Here is a 21,161-nt window from a genome sequence, read left to right as displayed (position 1 = left end):
CATGCAACAATTTTTTGCTTTACTGAAAAAGATCATCCGCACCGGCATTGGCAGGGTACGATTCCTGATGGCAGGTATAGGACTTGGGGTGGCCATGTTACTGATTTTGATTGCCGCGCAGGTAAATACGAACTTTAACGAGCTGCTACACGGCAGTGCCAACGCCAGCGAAACGATCGACTATCTCGTTATCAACAAAAAAATTACTAACGAAACCTCTGGCAATGAGAGCGCCAATGCGTTCAGCGATAGTGAGATCCAGGAGCTTAGTAAACAACCCTTCATTGATTCGTTCAGCTACATTACCTCCAACCAGTTTAAGGTGATGGCCGAAATTCCTGCATTCGGTATTCAGTCGATGTTGTTTTTTGAATCGATGCCCAATGATTATGTAGATGTAAAAACCGAGAACTGGAACTGGAAAGAGGGACAGGGCGAACTGCCCATCATTGTGCCCAACAGCTTCCTCGACCTGTACAACTTCGTGTTTGCCATTGGGCAGGGCTCACCGCAGGTATCACAGGAAACCATTATGGCGGCGGCGGCCATCAAAATCACGATCTATAATGATATTACCGGCGAGTCGTTTACCGGTAAGATCGCCGGCTTTTCCGACCGCATTACCACTATATTGGTGCCACAGTCATTTATGAACTGGGCCAATAAAAAGTATGGAGGGCAGGCAACCAAAAAACCATCGAGGGTGATCGTAAAAACGAAAGATCCTTCGAACCCTCAACTGGTGCAGTTCCTCAAGGAACATAAGTATAGTACCAACGAAGAAAAACTGCGCTTCAGCCGCTATCGCGGGATTGTAGACATCATTACTTCTGCCGTTAGCTTTTTTGGGTTGATATTATTGTTGTTTGCACTGCTGGTGTTCAGCATGTTCATACAATTGGTGGTAGAGTCGTGCAAGTACGAGATACAGTTGTTAATTACGCTGGGCGCAGCGCCAAGGCAGCTACAACGATACCTGATGAAGCAATTTGTGCCGATGTATTTCATTATTGGCGGGGCCTGTTTCTTACTGGTGAGCGCATTACAGTGGTGGGCTTCTGTTCAGCTGGCCAAACAGCAAATGTTCGTATCGCCCTACCCTGGCGTTATGACGGTGGTGAGTACGGTACTTATTCTTTTGCTGGTGTACATTGTAAACGCGTGGAACGTGCGTAAATACATTAATCAACATTAAACAGCTATAACCATGACAAACAAGAAATTTGTGCATGTAGTAAATTTCTATCTCAAAGCCGGTCTTTCTGCGGATGAGATCAAAGCTTTTGAAAGCGGTGTGAGCGAACTTGCTAAAGTGGAAGTGATTAAAACATTTAACCTGGGGAAACCCGCTTCTACCGACCGTCCGGTGATTGACCGCAGCTACAGTTACTGCCTGCTTACGGTATTCGACAGCCAGGAAGATCATGATATTTACCAGGTACACCCGGTACATCTGAATTTCGTGGATACCTGTAAAGACTATTGGGAGAAAGTAGTGATTTTCGATTCGGTAAGTATATAAACCATATTAGTAACGGGGGCTGGTTTTACTGGTCCCCGTTTTTTTGATCGCGCATAGCCTTAATCGTTTCCATGATGTCGTCGGCCGATTGCGCGGGTTTGTTTTCCCCATCATTTTCGTTGATCATTAAAATATTGGGGCCGTCCATGGGGCCGTCTTCCTCCTGACTCCTGAGTGCGTGCAGGAAGCGGATAGTTTTAAGGATGTTGTCTGCAGCAGTATTATCAGCGGCAGGCGTTTCGGATATATTCTGTGTATCTATGATGGTAGAAGTAACTGTAACCGTTCCATTGTCGACGCAATCGCCCGGATCACTACCTTCCTCGGGCGTCATCCAGGGGCGGGGGATGCGGGATGGTGTTTGTTCGCTATCGTTGATGTTCTCTGATGCCGGCGTATTTGATGCTTCACCGTTTCTCATCGTGTTGATAGTTGCAAGGATATCGTCTGCGGCGGCGTGTCCGTTACTTTCAATTGCTGGTGTATACACCGAACCATTATCATTATGGGTTGATGCAGACGCCTGCCCACCCCCACCTCTCATAGCATTGATGGTCGCCAATATATCATCTGCGGCAGCATGGCCATTAGTTGTTGGTATATTCTCCGAGGCCTGTTCGCTATCATCATCATCTGATGCTGATACCTGATCACTTCCATTCTTAATGGCATTGATCGCCTGCATATCATCCGCTACTGTTGGTGTATGCACCGTGGCGATATGATCATCATCATCTGATGCAGATACCTGATCACCTCCATTCTTAATGGCATTGATCGTCGCTTGCATATCATCCGCTACTGTTGTGGCGATATGATCATTATCATCTGATACCGATACCTGATCACTTCCATTCTTAATGGCATTGATCGCCTGCATATCATCCGCTACTGTTGGTGTATGCACCGTAGCGATATGATCATCATCATCTGATGCTGATACCTGATCACCTCCGTTGTTAATGGCATTGATCGTCGCCTGAAGATTATCCGCTGCTGTCGGTGTATACACCGAACCATTCGTCACTTCCTCACTATCTTCCGGGAACGTTTCTGACGGTGTTAACACCGAATTATGTTCGGCCGGTGGTGTATACTTAACTTCATTAGTCTTCAACATGGCATCACCTTCCCTCGCATCGAGGTTACCGGTTCCCTGGTTCGCTGCAATATCCGTAGCTACGTTCTCTGCAACCGAATCATCTGCAGGCCGATACCAGCCATATTGCCCCGGCGTCCTCCTCGGCCTGACCACCACCCCTTCTACAAGTGGAGAATAGGGCGCTAACGTCGGAGGCGCCTCCACGATCTCTTCTTCATATACCAGCTGCGAGTCATGCGGTATTACAAAGGTTTCCTTCACACGCTTCGCTGCAGCCAGGTAAGGAATCCACGCTGCGGCCATTACCAATACCACCACTTCTGTTATGCCTTCGTGTACCAGGGTTTGATGCAGGAATAGGGAAGAAGGTAACAAACGGATAGCCGCAAATATCACCAGCTGGATAATATAAAAAGCGATCATCGTGCGCGGGAAAATATCGCGGCGATGAAAGAACAGGAAACAAAGCATTACGGAGAACACCGCCAGCAATACCTGGCAGCACACCAGCATCACAAGGCCCAATTGCAGGATAGTCACCTCGTTACCGGAAGATATTTTCATCATATCCTGCCAGGTGCTGTAGTAAAACGTATCCATACCTGCCAGCGCCAGCAGCATATAAAACGGGCGGAAACAAAGACCGATACCCATTATTATCAGCCATCCGTTGATTGGTAACGGATTTATGCGGTCTCTTAACGGTAACACGCTGCGGCGGGAATACAATACGGCCATTACTGTGAACATCATGGTGAACATTATACCCAGCGCCACCATCAGCCAGTTCCAGCCACCATCGGGCGCAAATCTGTTGTAACCTCCCACTCCATATGGATTGTAGGAAAACAGCAGGTTTACCGAAGTAGCAATAGCCGAAACTTCCGGTATATAAGATTCCATATAAGCGTTTGGAATTTCGGCCGCAAAGGTTTCATACCTGTATTTAAGCGTCACCAGGTCGCCCTTAATCACCGCATCGAAATCAAAGCGGTAATAGGCATTGCTGATATGCACAGGTTCGGGAGCATTACTCCAGGTGGCCGGCATATGCAGCTCTATCTCGTAATCGATGCTGTAAGGATACTTTAGCCAAACATTACTTTTCCTGGAACGGTTGGTTACATACGGCACCTGGTCCGATAGCATCTTTACTTTTGAAACGAAGTTGAGACTGCCGTTGTTCAGTGCTGTATCGTATACCCAGGGCTGCCCGATGTTATAGCTTTCAAACACCTCGTATACGTTTTCGTCCTCTTTGTCTTTCGTGTACAGCGAGTCTTTTACCGTTACGCCGCTGTATGTTTCTCCATAAAAATCCCGGAAGCCACGCTCCTTCGAGCCCAGGCTGGAGCCGGCGAACTGCGCCCGCACATCGTCTGCAAAGCTGCCCGTATACGAAGTTTTTACTTCGAGTGTTGATGCTTTGTAGTTATCCCGGGAAAGCACGTACTTCTCTTTCACTTTTATTCCTCCGTCCGTACCTCCTTTGATGAAAGAAAAACCTTTACTCCCATTGCCGATCACCAGCGCCGCGCCGTAAGGCAGTGCGCCGCGCTTGTCCAACTGACCGCGCTGGTAAGCGATCGTCGGATCTATCCAATATTCTTTTCCATGAAAATCCATCATTACAATGGCATGGTTAAAGGCGTAAGGTGAAGGATAAAAATCGACGACATCGCCTTCGAGGTAGGTGTTAACATAGGCGATATAAGCATGAACGCCTTGTGCCTTTAGTAAGGTGGACAATAACAGCGATTTATCTTTACAATCACCAAAACGCTGCGCCAGCACTTTATCCGGCTCGTTGGGGCGATGTGAGTACTCGCCCATTTCGATACCCATGTAACGGATATCGTCCTGCACAAAACGGATGGCGCCGGTAATATACTTCAACGTATCGTTACCCGATGCTGCTTTTAGTTCTGCTATTTTCGCCAACAGGTTACTGCCGTTAGCCGATGTATAATTGATCTTTTTTGCCCAGTCTATTATCTGCAACCATGAAGTATACTCGGTGACCTGGGTATAAGGCATTTCGCTCGTTCCCTCTTCTCCTGACTCACCGGTATACAGCGAATCGCCAAGGTCCCATTCATACAGGTTAAAGCCATTCAGCACCGATTCCTTTGGTTCAGGCGCATCGTTCATGCTGTTAAAACGCAGCTTCCTTTCGGGCGAGGCAATCAGCGTACGGTAGAAGTTAAGCACCGGCTCGTCGGCCGAAAAGTAGAAGGAGTTGAAGTATTTGTTTTCGAAGATGGGGTTGCGGCCAACAATGGAGTAAGCATACTCCAGCTCATCGCCCTTACGAACATCTTCGGGAAACAGCAGCGCCGTACCGGTGCCGCTATAGATAAACTGCGCCAGGTCTTTTTCCTGTTGCAGAAATTTGAATTTTGACGCATCAAGTATGCTGATCACTTTGCCATTACGCCGCAGTTGCACCTCGTGGAAATAAAGCTTTTCGTACGCCGGCCGGTATTCTACAGATATTTCTGCGCCGTTCTGTACACCGGCTTCTGTAATAATCCTGCGGATGCTGTGATGATATACGGTTTTCTTCTCCACATGATGCTGCTCCTCGTACAACACTTCATAATATCCGTTTTCGACCTCCCGGAGATTGGGTTTTCGGTTAAGATCGGGATGGTAGGGAGCAAGCCAGGAAGGTGGAGAAGAGATGGAAACGCTCATGTTTTGCGCGCGCAGCAACACCGGCAACATTAAAAGTAAGCTGCCAGTCCATAGCAGAAAGATGCGGGCGGCACGGCTCATGGGCTGATAATTAAATCCGGTAAGGGATCGGAGGTCAAAAATACGGGTAAAAACCGGGATATCGGCAGCTTAGCGGATAGCAGGGACAAATTAAGGGAAGGCTGATGCGATTCTTTGTTCGAAAGGCGACGGTGTATACACCGAAGGGCGAAGTACACGCAACGTCTATGTATACACCGCCACTTATTCAAAAACCACCACATCACAATACCAGATGCCATGTTTACACCGCCGCTCCGTATATACGCAATAACCAGGTATACACAGCCCAATCCCCATCCCACCGCTGAACGGAGCGTCGCAACGGCGGCTGAATTATCTTCCTGGAGCCGGTCCCCAAATAAAAAAGGAGGACAGTACTGCCCTCCTCTCCAATATGTTTAAGCTTACGCTACTCCGCCGTTAACGCATACACGGCAAACGACGCCAGCCAATGCTCGCCCGCATAATCGCCACTCGCCACATTAGGCAGCGATGCCTCCAGGTGACGTTTAGCCAAACCGCGGATCGCAGGCTCGTTACTGCCCGCATGGCGAGCAATGTTGTAGAGGCACCACGCACGGCTCAGGTTCAAACCATCGAGGTGTACAAGTTTGCCATCTGTACGGTCTTTCACCATACCAATCGTGAGAAAGTTAGAGCCTGGCACATAGATAGCAGGCAAAAATGCTTTCAGCCATTTCTGGTAAGCTGCCGGTTCAAGCACGCGCCACATCAGGTCGGCCTCCTCGAGGCAGGGCGACAGGAAATCGTAACCGCCTGGCTCATACGCAACCGGACACGCCTTGTCGTTTATGTAAAACTTGTTCGCTGCCTGGCGGATAGACACTCTCAAATCGGTATCCTTTACTGCCGTTGCATAATCCCAGGCCAGACTAAGCCCAAACGCCAGGTTGGTATGCTCGCCTACACGAATCGGATAGGCCAGTTTCTTCAGAAAATCTACATAAGAGCGGGAGAAGTATTGGGCCAGTGGCGCCACATTTTTCGCTAACTCTTTGCCCAGCGGATCGTCCCAGGTAAGCAGTTCTGTTTCCAACTGCAACAACCAGCTCCAGCCATAAATACGTTCAAAACCTTTATTCTCTTTGTTGCGGTAAAGTTTCAATTCCTGCAAAATGTTATCCGCCGTAAGGTTTTCCGCCAGCTTTGCACGGATCACCGCAGCTTCAGGCATGGCCGGGAACATCTTTAACAGTCGCACCAGCATCCAGTGACCATGTACACTGCTATGCCAGTCGAAACAACCATAAAATGCAGGATGATAATTTTTAGGCTCCGTAATAAGCGAACTATCGCTGAAAACGATACCTGTTTTATAAGGAAACGGCTGCTGCATACACTTCAGCGGCAAACCCGCAAAGTGCGACGCCCCTTGTTGTGTAAGCGAAAGAACACCGCCTTTTTCTGTGTATAATGCAGACTGCCCGCGCAATCCGGCGGTAGAGAGTAAGCATAGGGCTGCTACGTAAACCGAAAAACGTTTCATTATCTGTTCAGTAAAAGTTTGAAGTAAAATGATGGTCGGGTCAGTTTTTTACGGATGTCCATTTCATAGAACATGCACGATACCAGTTCCTGTAACTGTTTGTTTCGTGTAGCCGCTTTCATCAGCCAGTTAAACAGGCGCGGATATTTCACGAGTTTCTGTAAACGGTGGCTCAGTTGCAGTTCTGGCCATAAAGAACGGTATACGGCTATATCATAACCAGCAAGCGCTTCGGCAGAAAAACTGTTCGTCTTCAATGCTTCGGCCGCCTGGTTAGCCGCATATACACCACAATACATCGCATTGCCTATTCCCTCGCCCGTAAACGGATCAATAAGATAAGCGGCATCACCGGCCAGCATATAACGGTTACCGGATATAGGCCGCTTTTTACTACCAAGCGGCAGCCCGTAACCTTCCAGCGGCGATACCATCTCCGCATGCTTAAACCGCTCCTGGAAAATAGGATCGTTGGCTATCGTATCTGTCAGTAATTTCTTCAGGTTTACTTTCTTCGTACGCACATCTTCAGACAGCATATCCATGCCCACATTGGCTTCGCCGTTAGGCAGCGGGAATATCCAAAGGTAGCCGGGCAGCAGCGATTTCAGGAAGTGCAGTTCTATAAAACTGTCCTGCTGCATACCGGTAACGCCCTTGTAATAAGCACGTATGCCGGCGGCATAATACTCCGGTTCCATCTTAATGCCCGCCACTTCTTTCGTAAAGGAAGAGTGTGCGCCATTGGCCACTATCAACAGTTTGGCCTTTACTTTAAAGTCGCCTTTTGAATCGGACACTTCGTATCCATCATCCTTCAGCTCGTATTTATCGATACTAACGCCTTCGAATAAACGAATGTTTGTATTAGCGCGCTTCAACTCCTGCACCAGGAAGTTATCGAACTCCATACGTTTGCAAACGAAACCTTCGGGCAGATCGGCTGCCCTGCTATAATTGGGTTTATACGGCACATCTATATGCAGCCTGCCGGGCGATACGAACCGTACGCCCCAACTGTCTTCTTTGACTACGGTATCGCGAAACCGCTGCGCCATTTCGGGATCTATACGCTGCAGGTGCATGATCACCTTGCCGCTAAGCCCGTCCCCGCATACTTTATCGCGGGGAAACACCGCTTTATCTACCACCACGCAGGATATCCCCAGCTTGTTAAGCTGTAAGGCCGCCGTAGCGCCACCCGGGCCCGCGCCTATAATACAAACATCTGTTTCCATCATGGGCGTTAAGATACGCAATTCTCTGGCTAACAGCCACTATCTTTGCCGCAAAAAGCTTAGAATATGTTCGGTAATATCTTCGGAAAGCTGCAGGAAGCGCAGCAGAAAATGAAAGAAAGTAAAGAACGCCTGGCTGGTGTAACAATGGACGGTGAAGCTGGCGATGGCGCAATTAAAGTAACGGTTACCGGTAACCGCGAAGTAAAAAGCATCGACATTGCGGAACACCTGTTTGCTGCCGATAAAAAGGAAGAAATGGAAGACCTGCTGCTCACGGCCCTTAACCGCGCATTGAAGAATGCCGAAAGCGCCTGGGAAGCGGAAATGAAAGACGTTGCCGGCGGAATGCTGGGCCCATTAGGCGGCCTATTGTAATCGTAACGATAAAAAAGAAAAGGCGTACTGGTTTTCAGTACGCCTTTTTTATGCTTTGGAAAACCCGAAGACTAAGCTTCTTCGATTTTCATCATTTTAGAGTATTTCTTACGATCTTCTTCGTCCAGGTATACTTTACGCATACGGATGAAGTTAGGCGTAACCTCGATGCACTCGTCCTGCTGGATGTACTCCATACATTCTTCAAGTGTCATCAGTGTTTTAGGCGCAATGTTGGTAGCACCATCGGTACCCGAAGCACGCATGTTGGTCAGTTTCTTGCCTTCATTTGCGTTTACTACCAGGTCGCCTGGTTTGCTGTTTTCACCGATAATCATGCCTTTGTACACTTCTTCTCCCGGATCTACGAAGAAGAATCCACGGTCCTGCAGTTTATCCAGGGAGTAACCGGTGGTAGTACCTGCTTCTTTAGCGATCAGTACACCGTTGTTACGGCCGGGGATTGGGCCTTTCCATGGTTTATATTCGTTGAAGCGGTGCGCCATTACAGCTTCACCTGCTGTTGCTGTCAGCATTTGCGTACGCAAACCGATCAAACCGCGTGAAGGAATTTCGAATTCCAGGTGCTGCATATCGCCCTTGGTTTCCATCACATGCATTTCACCTTTACGACGGGTAACCAGGTCAATTACTTTAGAAGCAAATTCCTGCGGCACGTCTACTACCAGGTTTTCAAATGGTTCGCTACGTTTGCCATCGATCATTTTTACGATTACCTGAGGCTGACCTACAGTTAACTCGTAACCTTCACGACGCATTGTTTCGATCAGTACTCCCAAGTGAAGAATACCACGACCGTAAACGATAAAGCTATCTGCGTTGTCGCTGTCGTTAACGCGAAGCGCCAGGTTCTTTTCCAGTTCCTTCGTCAAACGATCGCGCAGGTGGCGGCTCGTTACGAACTTACCATCTTTACCGAAGAATGGTGAGTTGTTGATGGAGAAGGTCATGTTCATCGTAGGTTCGTCTACGCTGATAATTGGCAGCTGCTCTGGATTTTCAGCATCAGCAATGGTATCGCCAATATTGAAATCTTCAAGACCTACCACAGCGCAAATGTCACCTGCATATACTTCAGTAACTTTCTTTTTGCCAAGGCTTTCGAATACGTACAGTTCTTTTACCCTTGCTTTCCTTGTCACACCATCGGCCTGCATCAGGGTAATTGGCTGATTTTCTTTGATTATACCACGGGTTATTTTACCTACGGCAATACGGCCAAGGAAGGTAGAATAGTCCAGGGAAGTGATCTGCATTTGCAGGTTACCTTCCGGGATCTGTGGTTCTGGAACATATTTCAGGATACCATCCAGCAGGGGGATGATGTCTTCGCAAGGAGTGTTGGAGTCGTTGAACCAGCCATTTTTACCTGAACCGTAGAAGGTTGGGAAATCCAGCTGAGCTTCTGTAGCGTCGAGGCTAAAGAACAGGTCGAATACGGCATCGTGTACTTCGTCCGGGCGACAGTTTGGTTTATCAACTTTATTGATAATTACCATTGGCCTCAGGTTCAGCTGCAATGCTTTCTGAAGTACGAAACGGGTCTGGGGCATTGGTCCTTCAAACGCATCCACGAGCAGGATAACGCCGTCGGCCATTTTCAATACTCGTTCAACCTCACCACCGAAGTCGGCGTGGCCTGGAGTATCGATAACGTTAATTTTCACGCCTTTATATTGTACAGATACGTTTTTAGCGAGAATGGTGATACCGCGCTCCCTTTCAAGGTCGTTATTGTCCATGATCAGGTCACCAGTTTCCTGGTTCGAACGGAAAACGTTAGTCTGGTGAAGGATTTTATCCACCAGGGTAGTTTTGCCGTGGTCTACGTGCGCGATGATAGCGATGTTTCTTATTTGCATAATTTTCAACCTTTTAGCTATCCGTAACCCCAGTCAGTACAACTTTTTCAGACCAAAAAACAGACAGCACTCCAAAAGAAGGCGCAAAGGTACGAAATTACTCGGGATTAAGGCTTTAATAGGTTTTAAATTAATGTAATCAAACTGCCATATCTCTTTAAGCTATGATTACCAGCCAGTTGAATAATCATGGAACAAGCTGAAGTGCGGCTATTAAGCCCCCGTTGTGTCACTCCCTTCAACGGCAAACCGCTGGCCGGGCGGGGGAAATACAGGGCATCTGACCAAGATCGTTGCTGCATCCTTGCTGATTGTTGCTGTAAAGTAGCTAAAACAGGGAGGTTTCAGCAAGGAACCAGCAAGGATGGTCGAAGGATGCAGGAAGGGAATACGATTTCAATCGGGTTGTCGCAATACCCCCCTCTCACGCCAAAACGTGTACAACCGGCCGCTCACCGTCCGCTTATGTGCCGCTTACCCGCCGCTCAGGTTATATCGTCCTCCTATCTTTCCTGTATCTGTCTACCATCTAAAACCGGTTCACTATTTGCTCGTTTTAGTTCCTTTAAATATCAAAAGCCAACGAACATGTGCAGGAAATCTATTCTAACGATCGTTTCATTATTTATTATAACGCTGGCTTTTGCCCAGCAACCCACCCCGCAGGACGCCGACCTCAGCGCTTATAAGTATCCTTACGAGGTAAATTACTTCCCACTAAATGTGCAGGGCCAAAACCTCCGCATGGCTTTTATGGACGTGAAGCCGGCTAAACCGAACGGCAAGGTGATTGTGCTACTGCACGGCAAAAACTTCTGCGGCGCTTATTGGGATAGCACGGCCGCCTCGCTCAGCAACAAAGGCTTCCGGGTTATTATTCCCGACCAGGTAGGTTTCGGCAAATCGTCCAAACCGCAGCATCTTCAATATACTTTTCAACTACTGGCACAAAACACCAAATTACTGCTCGACTCGCTGGGCGTTACGAAAACGGCGATCCTCGGCCACTCGATGGGTGGCATGTTGGCCGTTCGGTTTACCCTCATGTATCCCAACTTAACAGAAAAGCTGATCCTCGAAAATCCGATCGGGCTCGAAGACTGGAAACTGCATGTCCCTTACCAGAATATCGATCAATGGTACAAAGGCGAACTGGCGCAGAATTACGAGAAGATCAAAAAATACCAGCTGGAAAACTACTATGCAGGTCAATGGTCGCCCGCGTACGAAAAATGGGCAGCACTGCTCGCCTCCTGGACATTACACCCCGACTACCCTCGGGTAGCCTGGAATGCAGCGCTTACCTACGACATGATTTTTACCCAGCCGGTAGTATACGAATTCCCTAACATCAAAGTACCCACGCTGCTCATCATTGGTCAGCGCGACCGCACTGCCCTTGGTAAAGCCAATGCTTCTGAAGAGGCAAAGAAATTACTGGGCAATTATCCGGAACTCGGTAAGCTGGCGGCCAAACGTATCCCCAATTCGCAACTGGTGCCAATAGAAGGGGTTGGTCACCTGCCTCACATAGAAGCGTACACGAAATTTATTACGCCATTAATTAGTTTCCTGGAGAAATAAGTGGTGTTATTTTAACAAACAGGCCCGAAGCATGCTCAAAGCAACAAAAGAGCCTGGAGAAGGTGGTTAAAATAGTATGGGACGCATTTAGCGTCCCATTTTTATTTAACCGTTTGCAGTAGTAACTGGAAAGCGCTCTGGTTGGCCGGGTTATCTAACGCCCGTCCGATGTCCAGCTTTTCGCGCGAGGTAAGATGCAGGCTCAGCGCCGCTGCTTTATCGTCATGCTGCGGCACATACTGGAATATGATCCGCTGGAACATATCTTTTGCAAAATAACCCTCCATGTAATTGATCATATGGTCCTGGTGAAAGTCCTGCATGGCGCTCCAATGCGTTTGCATCGAAAACAGCGGTTCAAACAGCAAATCACCCAGGTCTTTGTGCGCTTTTACCGGATGCACATCGTTTTTGCGGGTATCCCTTATCTGCACAAATATTACTCCGCTGGTGTTTTCATTAATCCACTCGCGGAAGGTGTATAAATAGCGTAAGGTGGTTTCCTGTCCAAAGTTATCGCGTATGCCCGCGTCCATTACATCTACGATAGGCTTGCTGGGCAAAAACACGTTAGGCAAAACGTATGGAAAAGTGGCACACATGCGGATAGCGCTGGACACACGGAGGTTTTGTGCATTCTGATCAGCGAAGAACTGCGAGAAGTCCACACCATCGATATCCCTCACATTCCTGTTAGGATATTTATACTCCGCCGCACACAGGTAACTCACCGGCTGCGGAGAAATCAACAGCCGCCTGCCGTCTGCATTAATCGTCGCGTTCCATATCAGCATCGGGATGGCCGCCAGCTGCTCCGGTATTTTATATTCTCCGATTGTTTTGGCCAACGCATCACCGGTATTAATGTTTAACTGCATCTCAAAGGCATACCCTCTGTCCCGGCCATATTTATTATCCCCGATCTTGAATTGCCTGAAAGGTGTAATAAAATCGTTCACCGCCATCGAACCAAATACCGCATTCAGTAAATCGCCCGATATCTTATCCTTCCAAACCGTGTCGCAGGGATTAATTTGCTGCCCCTGCAAAGCACGCAGGTACAACTCTCTGTAATAAGTAGCCCCCATCATACCGCCCGATGCGCCGGATATCAGGGTAGTGCGTTTCGAAAAGCCGAAGTTTAACATACTGTCCAGCCGTTGAAACACGCACAAAGTCCACAGCGCCGATCGCGATCCGCCGCCGCTGGTATTGACGATAATCAGCTTCGGTTTTACTGAATCCGGGAACTTGGCGCGCCAGGCTTCAAGTATCTTTAACGTTTGTTGTTTATCTGCTTCAGAACGATCGGCGGTAAAGAACTGCTGGAGATGCTGCACGCTGTATTCCGGCCGCGCATCTTTATTCCGGTAATTCATCCCGTAAGCCTTGTTACGGCTATCCACGAGGTCGTGCTTCACCATCCAGTTCAGCACCAGCATTAGCACGATAGCCATGGGTATCGCCCAGCTTTGCAGCAGGTAGGCGTAAGCGCCTGCCACCCCGATCAGGAAGGCAAAAAAGATCATTACACTTGCTCCTGCAGGAAGCCTGAATACGGAATAGTCCATCAGGTACGAGAGTATCACGAGGGCCACCAGCGCACAACCTACGGTTATCATCGCCGCAAAGTGGTGCTGCTTAAATATATTATCGAGAAAGTGTTTGTTATAGTGATTCACATTACGCGCCCTCCGTATCCTCCAGGGAGACGTAAAGTAGTTATGCACAGGCAGTGCATTTTCATCCGGCTCCTGCGAGGGCTTCAGCACTGTGCGCAGGAAGTTGCGGGGATTGCCGAACTTCTTTTCCAGTCGCCGGCCAATATTCTTATCCGCATTAAAAAAATAAAAGAAGCAGAAAAAGATGATGATGAGGTATCCGCAGATAAACCCTTCCATCAGTAACAATATACCTGCCGTCGAATTCAGCTCCTGGAATACCTGGTATTGCCACAACCGCAGTAACAGGCAAAACACAAAGCCAAACGGAATGATGGAATTATTGAGGCAATATTTAAAGAAGGGCTGCGATGTGGTGGCGAGGAATTTAAACCGGCCGGTGTGTAGTATAAAAGTCGTGATGTGCCAGCTCATGGTAAATCCCGCAGTGGCCATTCCCAGCATGGTAGTGCTGTAAAAATTCACCTCTCCCAGGTACTCTGGCGCCAGATAAAGCGCATCTCCCCCAAATACCTTTGCAAAACCGCCAAAGATGGTACTAAACAGGATGAGCCAAAATATCAACAACACCTGGTACTTTCTAAAGTGCAACAGCAGTAACTGAATAGGGAAGGAATAGTAAAATTTGAACACAAAATATTTCACTTGTGACCGGTCGTTTCGATAAACTTACGGAAAAATTCGAAGCGCCCCTTCCTTCCCCTCCTTTTTATTTCTTTACCAGGAAACGTGTCCACGTCATTACCATCAGCAGCAACATACCCACAAACTGGTGCAGCAGGGCGTAGTATAAAGGAATTTGAGATTTACTGTTAAGCACCGTAACAACGCCGAGAAACACTTGCAAAAGCACTATCAGCAAAGGAAGCAGTCTTGTACGATGTAAAAGACTGTTTTCCGGCGTGGCTGCCACCTTCCAGAACCAGAGCGCGATCAGTATTGTAAGCACATAGGCCAGCCCGCGGTGAATAAAATGGATGGCCATCAGGTTGTGCGTAATACTGTTCAGGAATCCTTCGCCACCTGACATGCGCGGCACCATCATTCCATTAATATCCGGCCAGGTTGCGGCAGCCAGCGCTGCATCCAGCCCGGCCATAAAACCTCCGTAAATAAGTTGGATGGTGAGCAGTATCAGTATCCAGTTGTTAAGATTACGCAATCCCGGCTGCGGCAATATTTCTTTTACCGGCACGCTCAACTTCAACGCAAACCAGAATGTATATACCAGTAACACCAGCGCAGCAATAAAGTGAATAGACAATCGGATGTGGCTCACCGAAATATCAGTTTCGTTTAACCCGCTCTGTACCATTATCCATCCGATTGCTCCCTGTAAACCGCCCAGTAAAAAGAGTATGATCATGGGATTGATCATCTCGCGGCTGATTTTCTTTTTTACTATAAATATCACAAAGGGGATAAAAAATACAATGCCGATAAGGCGCGCCCAGTTACGGTGCAGCCACTCCCAGAAGAAGATGCTTTTAAAGTCCTGCAGCGTAAAATGTTCGTTCACCAGTTTATACTGCGCAATCTGCTGGTATTTGTCAAACGCCTCCTGCCAGGCCCTTTCGTTCATAGGCGGCAGCGCGCCCATGATTGGTTTCCACTCAGTTATCGAAAGTCCGGAGCCCGTTAAACGGGTGATGCCGCCCAGTAAAACCTGCACGATGATCATACCTACTCCCACGAAAAGCCAGATAATAATGGCCCGGTTCTGTTTGTAACTATTTGTATTCATAAACGCGGCAAAATTACGTCAGAAATCGTCAATACTACGCGGATTTATGTGTATATTAGAATAGATTTATTCAACCCTGCATGCGAACCATATTGTGCCTACTGTTATCTGTGTCTTATTGCCAGTTAGCCCTCGCGCAACAACCTGCACTAAAACTGGGCAGCGTACATGGTTATGCCGGCGCTTATTTCAGCGGAGCCCGGCCGGGACAATTATCAGAGATGCCTTCCCGCGTAAAGGAAACCGAACATTTTCCCGCTTTTAATACCGACACCCTCTATCGTGAGCAAGACCAGTTCATTAACACCGGCGGTGTACACGTAGCGCTCTACACTTCATGGGAGTTCTACAATAAGCGGAGGGATGCCTACAATTTGCGCAAGGAACTGCGGGTAGGCGTCGAATATGTGAGTTACAATTACAAAACAATTTCGCTGGATACCTCCATTCGTTACAGCGATGTAACGCGGATTACCCGTGTTGCTTATAAACCAAAGCGCCACTATCTTGGGGTTTATGCAGACTTTTTGTTGAAAAGCACGCCCCGGAGGAGAATACAGTTGTTCGGAGGCGCGGGTCTGCGAATGATGTACAGTTTTACCGGGCAAATCCGCGAGCGGCTTACCAGGAGTGCCGGTTATGAAGATGGCTCAGCCGAAGTGGTGCAGGAAATTACCATGTACCATAATATGAAGAACAGTATCGAAACCGGACTTATTTTCCCTTTTGGTATTCGTTTCTTCCCCCAGGGAAAAGTGAGTTTTGGGGTCGAGCAGCGGTTCGGGATGCTTTTTATCAAGGAACCCGGCTTATCTGCTTATATTTCAGGCAATCTTTCCTATGGCGCATCCGTGATGTACCGGCTCTGATATCTTTTTTCTGCTCTTTCATGTATTTCATTTCCATACAATCCCACTTTTTGTAAATTTACCCCAACTAAACCTGACCCATTGCTGAAGTCTTTTTTTCAGAAAGAAATGTTGGAAGCTGGCTGTGATGAAGCCGGAAGGGGTTGCCTGGCAGGTCCTGTATTTGCTGCGGCCGTTATTCTGCCCAAAAACTTCCGTCATCCCCTGCTTAATGATTCCAAGCAGATGAAAGAAGGGCACCGTAACGAACTGCGCCTTATTATAGAAGAGAAAGCTATAGCCTATGCAGTAGCGAGTGTATGTAATGTGGAGATAGATGAGATCAATATCCTGAAAGCCTCGTTCAAGGCTATGCACAAAGCATTGGCACAGTTATTGATGCAACCCGGATTGATCCTTGTCGATGGAAACCGTTTTCTGCCATATGGGGAAACGCCACATGAATGTATCGTCCAGGGCGATGGAAAGTATGCTTCAATAGCCGCTGCTTCTATTCTTGCCAAAACTTACCGGGACGAATTCATGCACCAGCTTCACGATCAGTTTCCGCATTATGGCTGGAAAGTGAACAAAGGTTATCCAACGCGGCAACACCGCAACGCTATCCGGGAACATGGCGATACGCCCTTTCACCGGAAAACGTTCCGCCTGCTGCCAGCACAGCTCGAGTTAGGACTGGACCTGGATGCAGAATGACTTTATACCGATTGCCAACAACACAACAACCTAATTTAGAAACTGTATATATCTTTAATTTTGAGCCCGATAGATAAGTCATGTTAAAGCAGACACAACAGCAGAAACTTCTGCAGAAACTTTCACCACAGCAGATTCAGTTAATGAAACTGCTACAGGTTCCTACGGCTATACTGGAAGAACGTATTAAGGAAGAACTGGAAGAAAATCCTGCATTGGAGTACGGAGAAGACGAACAGCAGCCAGCCGAGGAATTTCAGAATACAGAAACCGCCGCCGAAGAGGGAGAAACCGATGATTTTGAACCCGATGGCAGTGAAAACGAGTACGACAATATTGATATTTCCGAATATGTGAGCGAGGGAGACGATGACATTGCGGACTACAAACTCCGCGATGACAATTACCCCGATCCGGACGAGCAGCGCACCATTCCTATTAAGGTAGAAACATCTTTCCACGATTACCTGCTTAATCAGTTGGGTATGCTGGAACTGCCCGACCGCAAATCCGCTATTGCCCAGCAGGTGATCGGCAGTATTGATGACGATGGCTATTTGCGCAGGGAAGTAAGTGCGATTGTTGATGACCTTTCTTTCTCCCAGAACATTTCTACTGACGAAGAAGAAATCAAAGAACTGATTAAAATAATCCAGGAATTCGACCCTCCCGGCGTTTGCTGCGCAGACCTCAAAGAATGCCTGTTGCTGCAATTGAAACGCCGTCCCCAGGACGATCCCGGTGTACATACCGCCATCCAGATCCTCGAGTATTACTTCGACGAGTTTACGAAGAAGCACTACGAGAAAATCCAGAAATCGCTTGGCCTTTCCGACGATGACCTTAAAGAGGCCATCACCCAAATTATCCGCCTCAATCCAAAACCAGGTGGCAATCACGCTACCATCAACAAGGCGGAGAGTTATGTAATACCCGACTTCTTTATTCTCAATAATAACGGCAAACTCGAACTGTCGCTCAATTCCAAGAACGCGCCCGACCTCCGTATTTCCGAAGGTTACCGCGACATGCTCCGCGACTACGACCGTGGCGATAAAAAGGACAAGCGTCAGAAAGAGGCAGTTCTCTTCATCAAACAGAAGATCGATGCCGCCAAGTGGTTCATAGACGCCATCAAACAAAGGCAACACACCCTGCTTTCCACCATGGAAGCCATTATGAACTATCAGCACGATTTCTTCCTTACGGGCGACGAGACCACCATGAAGCCCATGATCCTGAAAGACATTGCGGATATCACCCAGCTCGACATTTCCACTGTAAGCCGCGTGGCCAACAGTAAATATGTGCAAACCGAGTTCGGGACCTTTAAGCTCAAGTTCTTCTTCTCTGAGTCGCTTTCTACCGATAGCGGCGAAGAAGTATCTACGCGTGAGGTGAAAAAGATCCTTTCCGACCTCATTGGCGGCGAAAACAAGCGCAAGCCCCTGAGCGACGAGAATCTTACCAAAATGCTCCAGGATAAGGGTTACAATATTGCGCGCCGTACGGTGGCCAAATACAGGGAACAATTAAATATACCTGTAGCCCGTCTGCGGAAAGAACTTTAATTTCGCGCAGAACTTTTCAAAACATGGAAGACTTGTATGTACAGGCCAGCCGTAAGGCGAAGCGGCCGGAATTTCCGGATGGGCTTACGTTTGCGGCCAAACTGTTTTCGTATTTACTACACCCCTTATTTTTACCGGTACTGGTTACCTTTATGGCGGTAACGGCGCTGCCGGAGTATTTCACCGCCTTTAAGGCCTCAAGTCTGCGTTTGCCTTACGACGTGTTATACTTCCGGGTAGCCCTTAACACACTGGTGTTCCCGATGCTGGTGGTGCTGTTATGTACGGCGCTGGGCTTTGTTTCTTCTGTACACATGGCAACCCAGCGCGACAGGATCATTCCCTACGTAGCCACGATCATATTTTACTTTTGGGCGTTTTACACCTTTTTAAGAGAAGGTGCGGCCCCTGGTTTCTTTACTTCCTTTTTCCTGGGCATATTTCTTACCGCCAGTATTTGCCTGGTGGCCAACAATTTTATAAAGATCAGTATGCACACCACGGGCTGGGGCGGCGTTATAGGCTTTTTCCTTGTATTGATGTGGGGACTCGGCCTGAACGTGTCGCTGCCATTGGGCGTAATACTTGTGTTTACGGGCATTGCGGCTACCTCCAGGCTCGTATTATCGGCCCACACTACATGGGAGGTGTATATTGGCTTATTTACCGGCATACTCGCTCAGCTGATCGCCTGGTGGATTCTCGGTTAACCGTTCCTTAAAATTATTTCTATTCTTTTTTTACTACGCAGATCCTGTGCGTGGCGGGGGATGATCTTTGTATTGTCCTTGAGGGTTAACCCAAAAGAAACCAACGAGCGTTACTATAAATATTAGCACGTGAATAATAAATGCTAATTTTTTTAGGATAATTTGAAATAACATTATACCTTAGCAGAACCATTAAATTTGTAATAAATACTTACTAATTATGTCAACAGCCAATGCAGAAAAATTGAAGGCGTTACGCCTTACAATGGACAAAATAGACAAGGATTTCGGTAAAGGGTCCGTGATGATGATGGGCGAAAAAGGTGTTGTACCGATGGAGATCATCTCAACGGGATCTCTTGGTTTGGACATTGCGCTCGGCATTGGCGGTCTCCCTAAAGGCAGGATTGTAGAAATATACGGCCCTGAATCCTCCGGTAAAACCACCGTGGCGATTCATACTATAGCCGAAGCACAAAAGAAAGGCGGTATCTGTGCCATCATCGATGCCGAGCATGCGTTTGATAGCGCCTATGCACAGCGTCTGGGTGTAGATGTAGATTCACTGCTTATATCACAACCCGACCATGGTGAGCAGGCATTGGAAATCGCCGACCGTCTTATTCTTTCCGGAGCGGTAGACGTAGTGGTAATTGACTCCGTAGCTGCCCTGGTTCCAAAAGGTGAGTTGGAAGGCGAAATGGGAGAAAGCAAGATGGGCCTGCAGGCAAGATTGATGTCACAGGCACTTCGTAAACTGACAGCGACTATTTCCAAAACCAATTGCTGCTGCATATTCATTAACCAGCTTCGTGAAAAGATCGGTGTGATGTTCGGTAACCCCGAAACCACTACTGGTGGTAATGCACTGAAGTTCTACGCTTCTGTACGTCTGGATATCCGCCGTATGAGCCAGATTAAAGATGGCGATGAAGCGGTAGGTAACCGTGTAAAAGTAAAGGTGGTAAAAAATAAAGTAGCTCCTCCTTTCCGCCAGGCGGAATTCGATATCATCTTCGGTTACGGCATTTCCAAGGTTGGTGAGCTGATCGATATGGGTGTTGAATTCGGTATCGTTCAGAAAAGCGGTAGCTGGTTCAGTTATGATACCAACAAACTCGGCCAGGGTCGTGACGCAGTTAAAACCCTGCTCCAGGACAATCCTGAATTAGCGAACGAAATCGAAGGCAAGATCAAAGCGAAGTTGCTGGAACAGCAGGCTGCGGCGAATGCTTAAGGTTTGCGAGCTTTAGTAATTGCTGAAGTTTGAAGATTGGTGGAGGGCAAAAGGCTTCAACTGTGTGGTGAAGACAAAACTTAAACTGCCGGATGAGCATAAAGCTCAAACCAAAGGGAGAGGACGAAACCTAAACTGCCGGATGAGCATAAAACTCAAACCAAAGGGAGGACAAAACTTAAACTGCCGGAGGAGCATAAAACTCAAACCAAAGTATAAGGTTAGAACTGAAACTACGTATTGAGTCAGAAGCCGTAACAGAAACAAGAAGCCGCAAGTTTCGATTAGCAAAATAACAAAATAGCAGCCTGCCGGAAATACCGGCTAGTCTGCCCGATATAAGATTTTACAACGTTGACATTAAACCATTTAATTAAACGTTTGTTTGGGTTAGTTTAGTAACAGAGTCCGCTGTCCAGCGGACTTTTTTCATTTGTGCTTGACTTGGTGCGGAGTCACCCGCAGCAAAGGCTAAATGCCTCTCCACAGAAAAGTTCGAGCGCGTCCGTAGTAAAAACCGATTGTACATAGATTCCAAATGCACTACGCAAAAGAGACGTTCCTTAAACTACTCCGGTTTTGCTCTAGATTATTATAGCTAAATAACTACTAAAACCAATCAACACGGTTGTATGACTACTCGCTTCGATCCGGTAAATAACACTATTTCGCGAAGTA

General features: G+C 47.6%; 15 protein-coding genes. 9 read left to right on the top strand and 6 right to left on the bottom strand.

The features are described from left to right. Nucleotide 1: 1 nt before the first annotated feature. Together QZT80_RS20370 and QZT80_RS20365 are read left to right on the top strand one after the other, a co-directional pair. Complete coding sequence (locus QZT80_RS20370; protein ID WP_295126433.1) at nt 2-1,195, top strand: FtsX-like permease family protein; 1,194 nt, start codon at nt 2-4, stop codon at nt 1,193-1,195. A gap of 12 nt (nt 1,196-1,207) precedes the next feature. Continuing rightward, entirely contained in the window at nt 1,208-1,522 is a 315-nt protein-coding gene (locus QZT80_RS20365; RefSeq protein WP_295126430.1) for a Dabb family protein, read from the top strand. A 25-nt stretch (nt 1,523-1,547) separates the two neighbouring features. On the opposite strand, the gene QZT80_RS20360 is transcribed toward QZT80_RS20365, so the two are convergent. The 3 genes from QZT80_RS20360 to QZT80_RS20350 form a co-directional block, all read right to left on the bottom strand. Continuing rightward, complete coding sequence (locus QZT80_RS20360; RefSeq protein WP_295126429.1) at nt 1,548-5,402, bottom strand: DUF3857 domain-containing protein; 3,855 nt, start codon at nt 5,400-5,402, stop codon at nt 1,548-1,550. A gap of 391 nt (nt 5,403-5,793) precedes the next feature. After that, the gene (locus QZT80_RS20355) at nt 5,794-6,891 is read right to left on the bottom strand and encodes a DUF2891 domain-containing protein (RefSeq protein WP_295126426.1); all 1,098 of its coding nucleotides are present in this window, start codon (nt 6,889-6,891) and stop codon (nt 5,794-5,796) included. After that, nucleotides 6,891-8,132 (bottom strand): NAD(P)/FAD-dependent oxidoreductase, encoded by a 1,242-nt coding sequence (locus QZT80_RS20350; protein ID WP_295126423.1) that lies wholly within the window; start codon nt 8,130-8,132, stop codon nt 6,891-6,893. The genes QZT80_RS20355 and QZT80_RS20350 overlap by 1 nt, the downstream gene beginning before the upstream one ends. Nucleotides 8,133-8,195: 63 nt before the next feature. On the opposite strand from QZT80_RS20350, the gene QZT80_RS20345 reads away from it, so the two are divergent. Continuing rightward, a complete protein-coding gene (locus QZT80_RS20345) occupies nt 8,196-8,507 on the top strand; it encodes a YbaB/EbfC family nucleoid-associated protein (protein ID WP_295126420.1) in 312 nt (103 codons plus the stop codon). 71 nt (nt 8,508-8,578) lie between these two features. Here the strand turns inward: QZT80_RS20345 and typA are convergent, their stop codons facing one another. Beyond that, nucleotides 8,579-10,390: a translational GTPase TypA gene (typA, locus tag QZT80_RS20340; RefSeq protein WP_295126417.1), complete on the bottom strand. Its 1,812-nt coding sequence runs from the start codon at nt 10,388-10,390 to the stop codon at nt 8,579-8,581. 588 nt (nt 10,391-10,978) lie between these two features. On the opposite strand from typA, the gene QZT80_RS20335 reads away from it, so the two are divergent. Continuing rightward, nucleotides 10,979-11,974, top strand: a complete 996-nt coding sequence (locus QZT80_RS20335) for an alpha/beta hydrolase (protein ID WP_295126415.1) — start codon at nt 10,979-10,981, stop codon at nt 11,972-11,974. A gap of 101 nt (nt 11,975-12,075) precedes the next feature. On the opposite strand, the gene QZT80_RS20330 is transcribed toward QZT80_RS20335, so the two are convergent. Next, nucleotides 12,076-14,289 (bottom strand): patatin-like phospholipase family protein, encoded by a 2,214-nt coding sequence (locus tag QZT80_RS20330; protein WP_295126412.1) that lies wholly within the window; start codon nt 14,287-14,289, stop codon nt 12,076-12,078. 76 nt (nt 14,290-14,365) lie between these two features. Continuing rightward, the gene (locus tag QZT80_RS20325) at nt 14,366-15,400 is read right to left on the bottom strand and encodes a COX15/CtaA family protein (RefSeq protein WP_295126409.1); all 1,035 of its coding nucleotides are present in this window, start codon (nt 15,398-15,400) and stop codon (nt 14,366-14,368) included. Between the two features lie 80 nt (nt 15,401-15,480). Between QZT80_RS20325 and QZT80_RS20320 the strand changes: the two genes are divergently transcribed. The 5 genes from QZT80_RS20320 to recA all read left to right on the top strand — a co-directional run bounded on the left by QZT80_RS20320 (nt 15,481) and on the right by recA (nt 20,483). Further along, nucleotides 15,481-16,269 carry a hypothetical protein gene (locus QZT80_RS20320; RefSeq protein WP_295126406.1) on the top strand — a complete coding sequence of 263 codons (789 nt, stop codon included), beginning with the start codon at nt 15,481-15,483 and terminating at the stop codon, nt 16,267-16,269. Nucleotides 16,270-16,350: 81 nt separating this feature from the next. Continuing rightward, nucleotides 16,351-16,965, top strand: coding sequence for a ribonuclease HII (locus QZT80_RS20315; protein WP_295126403.1), 615 nt, complete (start codon nt 16,351-16,353; stop codon nt 16,963-16,965). An 80-nt stretch (nt 16,966-17,045) separates the two neighbouring features. Next, nucleotides 17,046-18,536, top strand: coding sequence for an RNA polymerase factor sigma-54 (gene rpoN, locus QZT80_RS20310; protein WP_295126401.1), 1,491 nt, complete (start codon nt 17,046-17,048; stop codon nt 18,534-18,536). 23 nt (nt 18,537-18,559) lie between these two features. After that, a complete protein-coding gene (locus tag QZT80_RS20305; RefSeq protein WP_295126400.1) occupies nt 18,560-19,246 on the top strand; it encodes a hypothetical protein in 687 nt (228 codons plus the stop codon). Nucleotides 19,247-19,466: 220 nt separating this feature from the next. Beyond that, nucleotides 19,467-20,483 (top strand): recombinase RecA, encoded by a 1,017-nt coding sequence (gene recA / locus QZT80_RS20300; protein ID WP_295126398.1) that lies wholly within the window; start codon nt 19,467-19,469, stop codon nt 20,481-20,483. Nucleotides 20,484-21,161: the final 678 nt, after the last annotated feature.

The organism is uncultured Chitinophaga sp., from assembly GCF_902168175.1.
In the GTDB taxonomy this organism is placed as follows: Bacteria; Bacteroidota; Bacteroidia; order Chitinophagales; family Chitinophagaceae; genus Chitinophaga.
This window is presented reverse-complemented; position numbering and strand designations above follow the sequence as displayed.